The following is a 13860-nucleotide window of genomic DNA, read 5'->3' on the forward strand; positions in this document are numbered from 1 at the left end:
CTTTCTAATTTCTGCTATCAAGAGAAGCCCCCAAAGCTTGAGAAACCCAAACTTCAAAAGAGCGCACCGGATACTTGCGAAGCGCATAGCCAGCATCAACCATGGGTTCCACTAAAATAGTAAACATACCCAAACGATTGCCTGCCAAAACATCAGTAAAAAGTCGATCGCCCACCATCGCCACCTGTTCCACCGGCAAATTCATCGCATTAATAGCCTTTCGCAACTTGCGACGCGACGGCTTAGCCGCACCCGTGATGTAAGGTAGATTCAAAGACTCAGCAATCCGACCGATCCGAGTCTGGCTTAAATTATTACTCGCCAACCACAGCGATACCACCGGTTTAATTTCTTCCACCCACAGGGTGAGTTCAGGAGAAGCATTCATTGCAGTGATGGGAACGAGAGTTTCGTCCACATCCAAAACTAATCCTTTAATATTATATTTCTGAAGAATATCAGCCGTTAACTTCATGACTGAATCGCCGAGAACTAAGTCAGGCTGTAGTATTTTACCCCAAGTCATAATGATTTTAGATTTTAGGTTTTAGATTGAGAAATAAGAAATTGGAAGTTAAAGATTAAAAAAGTAAAAAATCAAAAGTGAATAATTATTGCTTTTGCTTTGTGACTTTTGACTTTTTACTTTTGTATTAGTCATTGCCTATCTATTGAGTCGATCGCAACTGCTGGTCAACTTTAGCAATCGCAGCATCGTGTTCCGCCTGCGTGCGGCTAAAAATGTGAGTGCCGTCGTATCGAGCCATAAAGTACAGGTATTCTGTCTTTTCCGGAGTCAGAGTAGCTTCCAGACTTGCTATTCCCGGAGATGCGATCGGAGTTGGTGGCAGCCCTACATTGATATAAGTATTGTAAGGAGAAGGCGTTTCCACCTGCTTGAAAGTCAAAGGCTTTTCCTTCGTTTGCCTAATGCCGAGGGCGTATTCAACCGTCGGGTCAGAACCCAAGGCCATACCCTTATTCAGACGGTTGTTGAATACCCCAGAAATACGATTGCGCTCGCCCGCAACCACCGCCTCTTTTTCGACAATACTCGCCAGCGTCACCCACTCTTTCAAATCCAGCTTAGTTTTCTTCTGATTCTTTTGATATATCGGCAAAGCCAACTCCTCGAAGCGACCGAGCATTTGCTTAATGACAGCTTCCGGGCTAATTGCATCGCCGTCTAGCTGATAAGTATCCGGGTACAAAAACCCTTCCAAGTGAGGCAGGCCACTCGGTAACCAAGGGTACTGAGCGTAGGGAACTTGACTCGCCACCGCCATAAAATCCTTAGCCGGGAAAAAACCTTGCGCTTCAAAATAAGCGCTCATTTGTTGCAGCGACCACCCTTCTGGAATCGTGAAACTCTGCTGTACGACTTCGCCCTTCCAAATTTTGTCAGCAATTGCACTCAGAGGCTGAGTCGGCGACAGTCGGTAAGTTCCTGCTTGAAAACCTCCCTCGCGGTTTTGCAGAGTCAGCCAGCGGGTCCACATATTCCATGCCGAGCTCGATCGAATCAACCCCGCTGCCTCTAAATCCCGACCGATTTTTTGACTGGGAGTACCCTCCGGGATTTGGATCGAAACAGCAGCATCTTCTGCCGGATTCCCCAATGAGGATGTGATTTTAGGCGGCGCCGAAGCCCAGCTCCACCAAGCCCAGCCTTGCCAAGCACAAACTCCCCAGATTGCCGGTAGCAACGCCAGATAAAACAACCATTTAGAGACTTGCGGATTACCTTTTCGGCTCTCGCGCGCGCTGCCTTTTGTCATTTGTTCTTTACTCATAGTCCGTTGTCCTGGATAAGCGGGGGTTAACTAGCGACTAATGACTGATGACCTGCGATTGATGACCGAAAAGTTAGGAATACAAGCCCTTTAAAAGACCCTATTCACGCGGCCCAATTCAAACGCCCGATCGCGAAGGCAGAAGCGGCCATCTCGAAAAAGTTCGATCGGGCGAGCAGTTTACTTTTTTATAAAATAGTAAAAAATTCTGCTTTTTGCCATCAGACCTTGTGTCTGCAATTAATCTCTAATCAAGATCGTCAAAGAACTGGTCTTCCAGCATAGGTAACATCGGTTCCAGCCTTTGGAACTCTTCTTCCGAAAGCAATTCTGGCTTGCCGTCGTCATCCATTCTAGCCAAGATAAAGAACGGGTCTAGAGGCGTATAAATGGCATATTCCTGTTCTTCGTGGTAGAAACTGGTCAGCCACATCAGCTCCTCGAACTCGGACTCCTCATCTGGATCGACATCCGATGTCATATCCTCTTCGGGAAATTCCGGCAATTCGCCCACCACAGTCAGCGTCACCGCCGTGCGTCGGAGCGTCAAGTTCTGCTCTTGCAGCACAACTTTAGCTGTATCAAAAATTTTGTCAATTTCGGCTTCGTCTTCTACAGGAATTGCTGCTTCGTCGTTATCGTCTCCCTGCCAAGTAAAAATTTCTACGGGCGAGTCAATCGGAAGCAGCAAAGCGTATTCTTGACCTTCTAGATTCATAGAATATTCTATGTTGCAAGCCAGCGATCGCCCAACTTCATCCGTCAGGGTGACGGACTCTTCGTTGGAATTGCCATTCTCTTTTTTGCGGTATGGGGATGAGGACATCGCGTGTATCTTATTTTCCGTCAATAATTCAGTAACGTTTGCTTGACAATGGGGAATTTTCGTGGCGATATTCTGGCTAAGTGGGCGATCACCAGTCCACCAGCTTAAACCGCGAGACTCGCGGCCTTTTCCACAGGCGAGGAGTGCAGCGTTTAAATCTCAGTCGAGTCAGCAAGCGACACTGAGGACAAATCACGATTTTGTGCTTCTTCAGTACCGAGGTACAGCAGAATTTTCTCCAGTTTGTCAAGGGTTACAGGTGTGCGTAGCAAACTTGCACAACCAGGATATCATGCCTTTGTTACCAGCTATCAAGGATTAGGAATTGCTCAGATCTTTTGCCTCCGCTCGTCCAACCACTGCTGCAAAATCAGGGCGGCTGCTTTGCGATCGATCGAACCCTTATTTTGGGACAGCGAAATCCCTGCTGCTTTCATCAATTCCTCTGCCTCAACCGAAGTCAGGCGCTCGTCCACGTATTCTAGGGGGAGCTCTAAGGCTGTGGCGATGCGAGTAGCATATTTCTGCACTTGTCGGGCTTGAGTGCCTAATTCCCGGCTCAGAGAGTAGGGCAAGCCTGCAACCAAAATTTGAACTCTCCGCTCTCGCACGAGCTCTCGGAGATAAGCTACGTCTCGCTCGAATGACGATCGTACCAGTGTTGTAATGCCCGTAGCTATTAAACCAGTGCCGTCACACCCGGCGATGCCGACTCGTTTGAGGCCGATATCTAATCCCAGAGCTGAAATCCATAATTTATCGTTGGACATTATCAATCAATCAATTTTAGATTTTAGATTTTAGATTTTAGATTTACTGTTTTTTTGCGGAAATAATCTTCTTTAACGAACCGCTTCGAGGTGCGTTAGCCAAGCGGCGCGTTAGCGCTCTTGTTGCGAAGGAAGAAGAGAAGAAAGCAAGAAGAAGATAGGTAATCTTAAGTTGATATTAATCAAAAGCAGAAGGGAGATTTGGGGATTATGACAGAAAAAAGTAATTTATTGGATGATTAATTTTATTTTTTTCTGCCTTATACCTTTTACCTTCTGCTTTCACTTATTAAGAATTGAGTTCTCCGGGCCAGCGACCGTCAAGAGGCAACTCTGGCAGATTTAAAGGCAAAATGCTGCTGCCATCAGTTGCTGCTGATTCGGAATTTTGGCCGCCCAAGGGGTTAACTTGATTCGTTTGGCTGTTTCCTGAGTCAGCCAAGAGCGGTTTAATCTCGGAGGATGCGGGCCCTGCTGCTGCTTCCCCAGCCATCGGGCCGAGCCAGGACATCCTGCCGGGTACGGGTTTGCGAGTTGGCTGGAAGCTTTGCAGCATTTCTGATAGCTGCAGTCCTTCGAGAGAGACCAACTTGGACTCGCGCAATTTGTGCCACACCGAGCGAGACATCAGCAAACTGTGTTCCACGCGCACTGCTCCAAATTGCTCTAAATAAGCTTCCCGTTCCGGCTGATAGTCAGCGGAAGCCAGTTGCAGGCTTTGAACTGGGAAATCTTGAACGAGGCGCGCCATCTGGGACAGCAGTTCTGGGTAAAGCCAAGTGTAGGCCGGGTGTACAGTCAACTGGGCGACGTGCGGTTGCTGGCCGTTGCGGGATAGCTGCACCTGAAAATAGCCGATCGCGGCTTTGCGCTGCGGTTCAAACACGTAGCCGCTAACTACTTCTGTTTTGCCCAGCCACTGTCTGACACCTTCGACTAAAGCGCCGAAAAAACTGGTTTTGAAATCTTGAATGTGGCGATCGAATACTTGGCGCACCAGCGGCGGCATAGACGCGGTATCCAGTTGGTAGAGCAACTGAGCGTCGGCGTTGCTGACCGGCAGCAGGTTGGGCAAATCTGGCGTCGAGTTGGCCATTTCTTGAAGGCGTTCTGGGGCGATCGTCCAGTAAGTCATCTGCGCCAAAGGCTGAAACCCGTTTTGCCGATACAAAGCCAAGGAAGTTGTGTCGCCGACGTTCACTTCCAACAGCCACGTCCGCGCCTCCCAGACTGCCTCAAAGCAGTACCGCAGCAGCATAGAACCAATTCCTTTGCTGCGGGCTTCCGGGTCTACTCCTATGCGATCGATCCGCCAAGTGCTGCGGGTGCGGTTGAAGGGAGAAATCTGAATTATGCCCTTCACGCTCCCCTCTTCTTCGGCAACGTGGGCCCGGAACAGGGACTGACAAGGGTTGGGAAACAAGCTAAAAATCTTTAGCACTCCGTACCAGCGGCGAATCTGCTGCAACTTTCTACCCAGTACCACGTCGCAGCTTGCGCCCTTGCGATTTTCTGGCTCGTCGGCTGTTTCCGCGCACAGTTGTTCCATCACCTCGATGTCGCGATACTGAAACGGGCGAATCACAACCGGGTTTTGGTTTTGGGAGGGAAATGAAGTCATAGCATAAAAGTGGAGAATGGAAATTTAAAAATAAAAATTCAGAAAGGGGAAGAGCTAGATAAGTTTTGAGTTGTGAATAGGTAAATTTTGATTTCAAAACTTATAACTTTTGATTCTTCTCCCTTTCTTGATCGATCGAAAATTAAAAATTTCAAATCATCTTTTGGAATTTTTAATTTTCTGTTTTCAACTCAAGATTTTTGTGGCAGAGGTCGAATTACAACGACCGGTGTTCGCTCGTCACCATTCCCGGCAGGGTTGCTTCGCAAAGCTTGCTCTAAGAATGTTACCGATAAATCGGAGGTCGCTGCTAATATCTTAACTGCTTTCAAGTCATTAGCGTCTACGATCGCCGCCGCAAGTCCGGTTTCTCGTTGAATTTCTTCTACAACTTGCTGGGGATTGTCTGGGCCGAGGACAATAAATTGGTCAAAGGGAGGCAAAGTCCCGGTAACGTCGTCGATCAGCCTGGCTTGTTCCCCTGCTAGTTGGTAAAAGACTCCCGGTTTACCAAATATTTTAGCCACAGCGCCGATCGCAAATGCTGCTACTACGCGCCAAGGACCTACTACATCAACCAACGTCTGCATCCCGCAAGCCGTGGCCAAACTCGACGTGGGCAAGAAAAACAAGCACACTCGCTTTGCCGCCCATCCTGGTTTGACTTCGCTGGGATGGCGGTAGCGTCCCTGCATCAAAGCTAGGGGAGTTTCTGCCAAGGCGACAATATCGCCTTTCTGGGCGCGCGGCAGCACGTACCGCTTGACTATTTCGACGGGATTGTCCAATTCGGCCAGTATGTGAGTGCGAATCGGCAAGACTTCTGCAACTCCGACATTTCTGGCGATGGGTACGGTGTCCGAGTTGGGGAATTGCAGCGGGACTACTACGTTACGGACTTTGGGGATGCGCCCGCCTGGGCCGTAGGTGACGAAGTGTACTTGCACCCAAGCTGATTGCAATTTGGTTAAATCTTGCCCTTGAATGTCTACAGAGACTTTAATTTTCGTGTTTTTTTGGGCTTTAACAATATACCCGAACCAGTAATCGTCTGCTCTGGCTGCTGCCTCTTTGTGGCAAGGAATCACCTTTGTCTGGGAAGTAACGCCATCCAAACTTCCGTCAGACAGCAGTTTCACCTGTGCCCGCACTTCCGGCAACATAATCTCAAACCGCTGTGTCAGGTTGCGGAACTCCATTTCCCCGACTAAAAGATAGCGGTTGGGTTCGGAGATGGCTAAGTGCCATTCTCCGGCTGTTAGTTCTAGTTTATTTGGACTTCCAGTCCGGCGATAGTTCAACTCTAGGCCTAACCCGCCCAATGCTAGCAGCGAACCTGCTGCTGCGACTCCTGTTGCTAAAGTCTCGATCACTCTAATTACCGCCAATAATAATTTCTGTTTACTTTAGTCGATCTCTGTCACTTCGATCGACGATCCGGTAGTAATTGAAGTTTTGGGGGTTGTTGGGGGCGATCGAACTTATGCCCAATTACACGTAAGTGCGATCGCCTCTGGTGGCGGCAGCGGTCAATTTGCTGTTCAAAGAGATCTCCTGGTGAGTTAGATCACTCCCAAATCTGGCGTGGCTTAATCAGGGTATGAAAAAAATCAGTTGAAAATCCCGAATCTTTGTGGATAGTGGTTTCTCTGACTTGCATATTTAGCCTTTCCTACCGTAAATCAGCAACGCCTACAAAACAAATCACTTAATTCAATTATTTAATAGTTATTTTTTTAAAGACATATAATAATTTATTTTTTTTTAACGTTAATTTATAAGCTGGCACTCCACATTTTTTTAGAATATTTATTAATAATCATTTAATCTGTAAATAACTCTGTATACATGAGTTATTTTTGGATCGCTAAGCTAAGACTGTTCCAGATGTCCGATCGCGCGCCTCCAGCTTCTTCAATGTCGAATGAACAGCGAGCCGCTAGCGCCGTAGTGGTCAGTACCTTTGAGAATCTACTTCTTAAGTAACAGTCAAAATCTAGTTCTTAGGCAGTACATTTTCTGAGAAGTATATAGTTAGCCTAGTAAGTGTAGCAGTAATACTCAAGGATATCTATGACTGATAATAAGCAGCCTTTTAACCAGCCTGAAGCAAATCCTGACTTCCAGGAAAAGAAAGTTGACAATAGCGAGAACCAGCAGATTCAGGCTCAGACTAACGAAAATGCAGAATCACACGAAGATCAATCATCAGGCTCAGGCATTGGTGCGAGGATAGCTGGAGCAGCAGTCGGTGGTATACTCGGTGCTCGTTCTGGAGGCATTATTGGTGCTGTAGCAGGCTCAGTTGCTGGCGCTATGATTGGTAAAGGTACTGCTGATACTGTTAATCGTGCTGTAGATAATTTAGGGGATGCAGCACACACTGTAGCAGACGGTATTAAACACACTGTAGAAGAGCTAGGGACAGTAGTAAAGGAAACTGCTGAGGAAGTTAAACCATCTATCAAAGCTACAGCAGAAGCAGTCAAGGAGACTGTTGAGGAAACTAAGCCTTCGATTAAAAGTATAGCCGAATCTGTCGATCAGACAGTTAAGGAAGTCAAGCCTTCTGTAGTAGATGCAGTCAAGAGCGCATCCGAGGAAGTCACACCTACGATTAGAGAAGTAAAAGATTCAGTCAAGCAGACAGTCGAAGGTGTCAAGCCTTCTATACAAAGTGCAGCGGACTCTATTAAGAGTACTGCTGATGAAGTTAAGCCTTCTGTCAAAGCTGTAGCTCAGGAAATTGAGGGTGCCACTCAGGATCTTAGATCGACTGTAAAAGATACAGCGAAGGCAGTTGAGCCCTCTATAAAAAGTGCCGCCGAATCGCTTAAGTCCTCTGGCCAAAGTGCCGCTGAATCAATTAAGTCATCTGCTCAAAGCGCCGCCGAATCTGCTAAAGGTGCAGCGCAGGATGTTAAGTCATCTGCCCAAAATGCTGCCGAATCTGCTAAAGGTGCAGCGCAGGATGTTAAGCAGGATGTTAAGTCATCTGCCCAAAATGCTGTCGAATCTGCTAAAGGTGCAGCGCAGGATGTTAAGTCATCTGCCCAAAATGCAACCCCATCTCCTCAAGGTGCAGCGCATGATTTTAAATCATCTGCCCAAAATGCAGCCGGATCTGCTAAACCTGCAGTGCCTGATTTTAGGTCATCTGCCCAAAATGCAACCCCATCTCCTCAAGGTGCAGCGCACGATGTTAAGTCATCTGCCCAATATCTAGCCGAATCCGCCGCAGAGGAAAATAAGGATAGCGATATTCACATCTCCGGCAGTCCTGAACTCAAGGATCAAGTGGTCATTAATGACAAGAGAATCATTAAGGACTAGGTAAAGTAAGGGCTTAACTCCAGCTTGTTAAAGCTAGCCCTAAGAGAGTTTAACAGAGAGTGGATCTTAGAAAAGAGTCCACTCTTTTCTGTTTAGGAGGAATGCGATCGCCTATGGTGTAGCGCAGAGTATATTTATTGAGGAACTCTCTCCCTCAAGAACGAGATATTTCGTTCATAGTTGACAATTAGGTTGTCGCCCTTTGTCGTAACTGCTCAGGGCTTAACTCCAGCTTGTTAAAGCTAGCCCTAAGAGAGTTTAACAGAGAGTGGATCTTAGAAAAGAGTCCACTCTTTTCTGTTTAGGAGGAATGCGATCGCCTATGGTGTAGCGCAGAGTATATTTATTGAGGAACTCTCTCCCTCAAGAACGAGATATTTCGTTCATAGTTGACAATTAGGTTGTCGCCCTTTGTCGTAACTGCTCACCGCAACTTTGTGGCGATGAGCAGTTACACTTTAACTCAGAGCGCGCCACTTAATATTTCCTTAGCTAATTATGAATTTTTCCACTGACTTACTTAGAGTGAAACTTTGTTTGGCGCTAAAATTGTTAAGGCTTTGATTGTTGTGGCTCTTGGGGGCGAAGATACGGAAATATTTGTGTGGGAGGCGAACAATTGCTCGACTACTGGCAAAAGTTTAAAACGGCTAAAGTTTTTTGTAGAAAAAGCTGCTTGATAAATCGAGAAATAGTTAGGGTCAAGCTGATGTGGCCAGTTCAACCCTTAACTATTTAATATCCAAATTGCAAAGTCACAGAAGCTTCTACCTGCTGTTCCCCTCCCACCACAGGCGTTGTAGCGTCAGCAGCAGCAGCGCGAGCACCTGCCAATTGCCGATACATGGGAGGTGGCGGGCTAGCACCGTTGACTTGAATGCCCAGAATCTCTCCCCGCTTGAGGTTGAGGGCGCTAAAGACTGCATCCGCTTGCGCTTGAGCATCTTGAGTTGCTTTGCGGAGTGCTTGTTTTCGAGCAGATTCGATCGCACTTTCGGCAGCGGCAAAACTCACGCCGTCGATGCGTGTGGCTCCGGCATTCACCGCATCGTCAAGCAAAGTGCCGGCAGATGCAGTATTAATCCGAAAACTGACGGTATTCGTCGCCGTATAGCCAGTCAAGCGCTGTTGGTTGTTGTCGAAGTTATAAATGGGATTGAGGGAGATGCCGGCAGTTTCGAGTTTTTCGACTTGGCGCGATCGCAGCAACTCTACCACAGCGGACGATCGCCTCGCCACTTCCTGCTGCACCTCGGCCGCCGTTTTCCCCTGCACCTCAACCCCCAGCCGCACTTGTGTTTGAGTTGTAGGAATCGCTTCCACACCCCGCCCAGTAACAGTCAGCGTTCTGATCCGCTGTTCTTGAGCAGCCGCCGGATCTAATCCCGCGAAACTCACGAGAGTTAAGGTTAAACACAACGCTGTTACCAGGCTACGGAAATTAATGCGATCGCGCGATCGTAAAGTTGAATTCATAAATTTGATTCTCCTCACATACAACAGATGCTATACTTTACCTTCCCACTGAAATTGCTAAATATCCGGGTTGTTACATTTTTAGCAACTAAAAAAATAGTCCGTACTTCTGAATAAATTATGAGTTATTATGATGTCCGCAGGACGCTCCCCTAAAAAATTGGTGTTCTGGGTAAAATAAGAGGTTTGGCAACGATAAATATAGAAACCCACCCAGTTTATGACACTCCGACGCAACTACTATTTCATTTTAAATAAAATTTAAAAATGATAAAATTGTTAAAAGATGCAATCCTTAAAACAAGTTGCCCGCCGACTCAAAAAAGAAACTTACGCTGTTTATTTAGCCAGTATAGACCCGAGAGTACCTTGGTACGCCAGAATTTTAGCAGGCCTTACGGTTGCCTACGCTTTTAGCCCGCTCGACTTAATTCCTGACTTCATACCAATTCTTGGCTACTTGGACGATTTGATAATTGTACCTTTGGGAATTTGGCTGGTACTGAAGATGATTCCGCCACAGGTTTTAGCGGATTGTCGGGAAAAAGCAGCCGCAGAAATAGAGCGAGGAAAACCGATAAATCGGGTTGCCGCTGTTGTGATTATTGCCATTTGGATTGGCTTGGGAATATTAACAGCAATTTGGCTGACACGAATATTTAAACGTTAAAAAAAATCACCTATCTAGTTATTGTGTAGGGTGCGCGCCAAGCACCTTACCTTAAACAAGTCGTTTGACCGAAAAATATTTAAAGTTTAAAAAATTACCATTCTAGTTATAATATAGGGTGCGCCTAGCGCACCTTACGTTAAAAAAACTCGCCGTATCGCATCCCAGTATTATTTACCTTAAACAATAAAACTAACTTTTTAGCTATGACTCAAACCACTGATTTCCTCAGCCACCTCAACCCATCTCAGCGCCAAGCCGTCGCCCATTATAACGGGCCGCTATTAGTAGTAGCCGGCGCTGGTTCCGGCAAAACAAGAGCTCTAACTTACCGAGTTGCTAACTTAGTTCGCACGCATCGAGTTGATCCAGAAAATATTCTGGCGGTGACATTTACAAATAAAGCCGCCAGGGAGATGAAAGAAAGAATTGAGAAATTGCTGGCCACTCAGCAAGCTGAAGCGGAATATGGCAAACCTTTGGTAGAGTTGGCCCCGAATGTGCAAACCAAATTGCGATCGCAAATTTACCAGAGAATTACCAAACAGATTTGGATGGGGACTTTTCACTCTTTGTGCGGCCGGATTCTCCGCTACGACATTGAGAAATACCAAGACGAAAAAGGTCGCCAGTGGAAGAAAAACTTTTCGATTTTTGACGAGTCAGATGCTCAAAGCATCGTCAAACAAATCGTCACCAAAACCCTGAACCTCGACGACAAGAAATTTGACCCCAGAAAAGTCCGCTATGTCATCAGCAACGCTAAAAATAAAGGCTTGTCGCCTCAAGAATACCAAGCAGCAGAACCGGATTATCGCGGTCGTGTAATTGCCGATGTTTACAGTCGCTACCAAGACGCTTTAGCAGCCAACAATGCCCTAGATTTTGACGATTTAATCTTGGTTCCCGTTAAACTTTTGAGCCAAAACGAGGAAGTATTAAGTTACTGGCATAAAAAGTTTTGCCATATTTTAGTTGACGAATACCAAGATACTAACCGCACTCAATACGATTTGATTCGGATGTTGGTGACAAATAACGCCGACCCGAAAAACTTCGATAAATGGCAAAACCGCTCGATTTTTGTCGTGGGCGATGTCGATCAATCAATTTACAGCTTTCGGATGGCAGATTATACCATATTGCTGGAATTTCAAGAGGATTTTGGAGATGGTTTGTCCGATGCAAAAACTCAGACAATGGTAAAATTAGAGGAAAATTATCGATCGCGCGAAAACATCCTGCAAGTGGCGAACCACTTAATCGAACACAATACCGAACGCATCGAAAAAATTCTGCGCCCGACTCGCGAACCGGGAGCTCCGATTGTTGTCTGGCGGGCGGACAACGAATTAGATGAAGCGGAATTTGTAGCTGGTCAAATTCATTCCTTAAAGCGCCAAAATTCCGAATACGAAAACGGCAGTAACTTTGCGATTCTCTACCGCACAAATGCTCAATCTCGCTCCTTTGAAGAAGCGTTAATGCGTTTAGATATTCCTTACAATATTGTCGGTGGCCTGAAGTTTTACGATCGCAAAGAAATCAAAGATATCCTAGCATACCTGCGGGCGGTTGCCAATCCCGACGATAGCGTCAGCCTCAAACGCATCATCAATACTCCCCGTCGCGGCATTGGCGATACCACATTTTCCAAAGTGGAAGACGCTGCAACTCAATTGGGCATTCCCCTGTGGGAAATCCTCAGCGATGAATCTTCTGTCAATACTCTAGCAGGGCGATCGGCAAAAGCTATTATTAAGTTTGCCGAAATGATTGGTCGTTGGCAATCGCAACTTGAAACCCTGCCGGCTTCGCAAATTGTCCAAGGAATTATCCAAGATTCAGGCTACATTGAAGATTTGAAAAATCAAGGAACCGACGAAGCCACAAATCGCATAGAAAACGTCATAGAATTGTACAATGCAGTGCTACAATTTGAAGAACAAAACGAAGAACCGACGCTGACATCATTTTTAGCAAAAGCATCTTTAGCATCCGATTTAGATGACTTGCAGGAAGAAGATTCCCGCGTGTCGCTGATGACGCTGCACTCAGCAAAAGGGCTAGAATTTCCCGTAGTATTTCTAGTCGGAATGGAACAGGGTTTATTTCCCAATTTCCGCAGCTTGGACGACCCAAAAGCGATCGAAGAAGAACGCCGTTTGTGCTACGTCGGCATCACTCGCGCCCAGGAATTGCTATTTCTCACCCACACTCGCGAACGCCGCCTCTGGGGAGGTTTCCGGGAACACTGCACCCCTTCGCTATTCTTAGGGGAATTACCGACACATTTGCTGGCTGGAAGTGCGAAGAAAACTCAAGGGGGGAAAACGGCTACATCTAAGGGAAAAACTAATAATTCAGCCGCTAATTCCGGCAGTTCTCAAGCGGGAAACAATGGACAATCGGCGGATTGGCAAACGGGCGATCGGGTTTTTCATCATGCTTTTGGAGTTGGAGAAATTACGCACGTTTTAGGGGCGGGCGATAAAACTAATCTGGCAATTAAGTTTTCGGGTTTGGGCAGAAAAATCATCGATCCGAGAACAGCTAAGTTGCAGCGAGTGTAATAGAAAATCCGGCGGTTTAAACCGCGTCTATACAGGCAAAACCCTAGAATAGCGGGTTGAAGAAGGGGGGGTAAAAATGCGGTAAAAATTACGTTTTTATCTTTAGTCCACGTCGGGGATCTCGTTTATGTAGACGCGGTTTCAACCTTCGTTTTATCTAAGTAAAAAGTAGAAATAAAAACCTAAACTCTTATGTCTTACAGTCAATTTACAACCATCGGCAAGGTTAAAGAAGCCTTCAATCTTACAGTAGTGGAAGGAATCAGATTTCTGCCGGAAATCGAACCGATCGCACCCGCAACAGCATTGCAGACCATGCTGGAGACAAATTTGCCTTGGGCGATCGCCACTAGCACCGAAAAAGCCCGTTCTGAAGCTATTATTAACCCTGTATTGCTGGAAGTTCGCAGGATTCTGAACCAACAAATCAGCGTGTTTTCGGGTGAGGAATTTAATGTTGATGTAGCTGTTGGACTTACAGGAGTTTGCGATTTTATCATCAGCCGTTCCCCGGAACAATTAGACGTGGAGGCCCCGGTAATTGTGATGGTGGAAGCTAAAAAAGGAGATTTGAAAGTAGGTTTGGGTCAATGTATTGCTGAAATGGTGGCGGCCCAGAGATTTAATGAAGCCAAAAGGCGATCGATTTCCGTCATCTACGGCAGCGTTTCCAGCGGCACAGCTTGGCGGTTTCTCAAGCTGGAAGGGCAAATAGTGACGATCGATCTTACCGATTATCCGCTACCTCCAGTAGATAAAATATTGGGATTTTTAGTGTGGATGGTGCGCGAAAATTAG

At 46.4% G+C, this 13860-nt stretch carries 10 protein-coding genes and 1 pseudogene; 4 read left to right on the plus strand and 7 right to left on the minus strand.

Features of this window, described 5'->3' with window-relative positions; genetic code table 11:
- Window positions 1-4: 4 nt before the first annotated feature.
- From D0A34_07360 to D0A34_07385, 6 genes are all read right to left on the minus strand, one after another.
- Window positions 5-526 carry a YqeG family HAD IIIA-type phosphatase gene (locus tag D0A34_07360; GenBank protein UNU18717.1) on the minus strand — a complete coding sequence of 174 codons (522 nt, stop codon included), beginning with the start codon at window positions 524-526 and terminating at the stop codon, window positions 5-7.
- A 142-nt stretch (window positions 527-668) separates the two neighbouring features.
- Window positions 669-1793, minus strand: coding sequence for an endolytic transglycosylase MltG (mltG, locus tag D0A34_07365; protein ID UNU18718.1), 1125 nt, complete (start codon window positions 1791-1793; stop codon window positions 669-671).
- Between the two features lie 247 nt (window positions 1794-2040).
- The gene (locus D0A34_07370; GenBank protein UNU18719.1) at window positions 2041-2619 is read right to left on the minus strand and encodes a DUF3727 domain-containing protein; all 579 of its coding nucleotides are present in this window, start codon (window positions 2617-2619) and stop codon (window positions 2041-2043) included.
- A 329-nt stretch (window positions 2620-2948) separates the two neighbouring features.
- Window positions 2949-3389 carry a Holliday junction resolvase RuvX gene (gene ruvX, locus D0A34_07375; GenBank protein UNU18720.1) on the minus strand — a complete coding sequence of 147 codons (441 nt, stop codon included), beginning with the start codon at window positions 3387-3389 and terminating at the stop codon, window positions 2949-2951.
- 289 nt (window positions 3390-3678) lie between these two features.
- A complete protein-coding gene (locus D0A34_07380) occupies window positions 3679-5010 on the minus strand; it encodes a GNAT family N-acetyltransferase (GenBank protein UNU18721.1) in 1332 nt (443 codons plus the stop codon).
- 191 nt (window positions 5011-5201) lie between these two features.
- A complete protein-coding gene (locus D0A34_07385; protein UNU18722.1) occupies window positions 5202-6383 on the minus strand; it encodes a F420-0:Gamma-glutamyl ligase in 1182 nt (393 codons plus the stop codon).
- A 700-nt stretch (window positions 6384-7083) separates the two neighbouring features.
- On the opposite strand from D0A34_07385, the pseudogene D0A34_07390 reads away from it, so the two are divergent.
- Window positions 7084-8073 (plus strand): annotated as a pseudogene (locus D0A34_07390) (hypothetical protein).
- Between the two features lie 1005 nt (window positions 8074-9078).
- Here the strand turns inward: D0A34_07390 and D0A34_07395 are convergent.
- A complete protein-coding gene (locus D0A34_07395; protein ID UNU18723.1) occupies window positions 9079-9819 on the minus strand; it encodes a DUF541 domain-containing protein in 741 nt (246 codons plus the stop codon).
- 286 nt (window positions 9820-10105) lie between these two features.
- Between D0A34_07395 and D0A34_07400 the strand changes: the two genes are divergently transcribed.
- The 3 genes from D0A34_07400 (at window position 10106) to D0A34_07410 (ending at window position 13860) form a co-directional block, all read left to right on the plus strand.
- Complete coding sequence (locus D0A34_07400; GenBank protein ID UNU18724.1) at window positions 10106-10489, plus strand: DUF1232 domain-containing protein; 384 nt, start codon at window positions 10106-10108, stop codon at window positions 10487-10489.
- Window positions 10490-10695: 206 nt separating this feature from the next.
- Window positions 10696-13062: a DNA helicase PcrA gene (gene pcrA, locus D0A34_07405; protein UNU18725.1), complete on the plus strand. Its 2367-nt coding sequence runs from the start codon at window positions 10696-10698 to the stop codon at window positions 13060-13062.
- A gap of 192 nt (window positions 13063-13254) precedes the next feature.
- A complete protein-coding gene (locus D0A34_07410; protein ID UNU18726.1) occupies window positions 13255-13860 on the plus strand; it encodes a hypothetical protein in 606 nt (201 codons plus the stop codon).

The organism is Microcoleus vaginatus PCC 9802, from assembly GCA_022701275.1.
GTDB lineage: Bacteria > Cyanobacteriota > Cyanobacteriia > Cyanobacteriales > Microcoleaceae > Microcoleus > Microcoleus vaginatus_A.

Bases quoted from the DNA above. Each gene is read 5' to 3' on its own strand.
- mltG (UNU18718.1), bottom strand. From the start codon at position 1,793: ATGAGTAAAGAACAAATGACAAAAGGCAGCGCGCGCGAGAGCCGAAAA.
- D0A34_07370 (UNU18719.1), bottom strand. From the start codon at position 2,619: ATGTCCTCATCCCCATACCGCAAAAAAGAGAATGGCAATTCCAACGAA.
- ruvX (UNU18720.1), bottom strand. From the start codon at position 3,389: ATGTCCAACGATAAATTATGGATTTCAGCTCTGGGATTAGATATCGGC.
- D0A34_07410 (UNU18726.1), top strand. From the start codon at position 13,255: ATGTCTTACAGTCAATTTACAACCATCGGCAAGGTTAAAGAAGCCTTC.
- D0A34_07395 (UNU18723.1), bottom strand. From the start codon at position 9,819: ATGAATTCAACTTTACGATCGCGCGATCGCATTAATTTCCGTAGCCTG.
- D0A34_07360 (UNU18717.1), bottom strand. From the start codon at position 526: ATGACTTGGGGTAAAATACTACAGCCTGACTTAGTTCTCGGCGATTCA.
- D0A34_07400 (UNU18724.1), top strand. From the start codon at position 10,106: ATGCAATCCTTAAAACAAGTTGCCCGCCGACTCAAAAAAGAAACTTAC.
- D0A34_07380 (UNU18721.1), bottom strand. From the start codon at position 5,010: ATGACTTCATTTCCCTCCCAAAACCAAAACCCGGTTGTGATTCGCCCG.
- pcrA (UNU18725.1), top strand. From the start codon at position 10,696: ATGACTCAAACCACTGATTTCCTCAGCCACCTCAACCCATCTCAGCGC.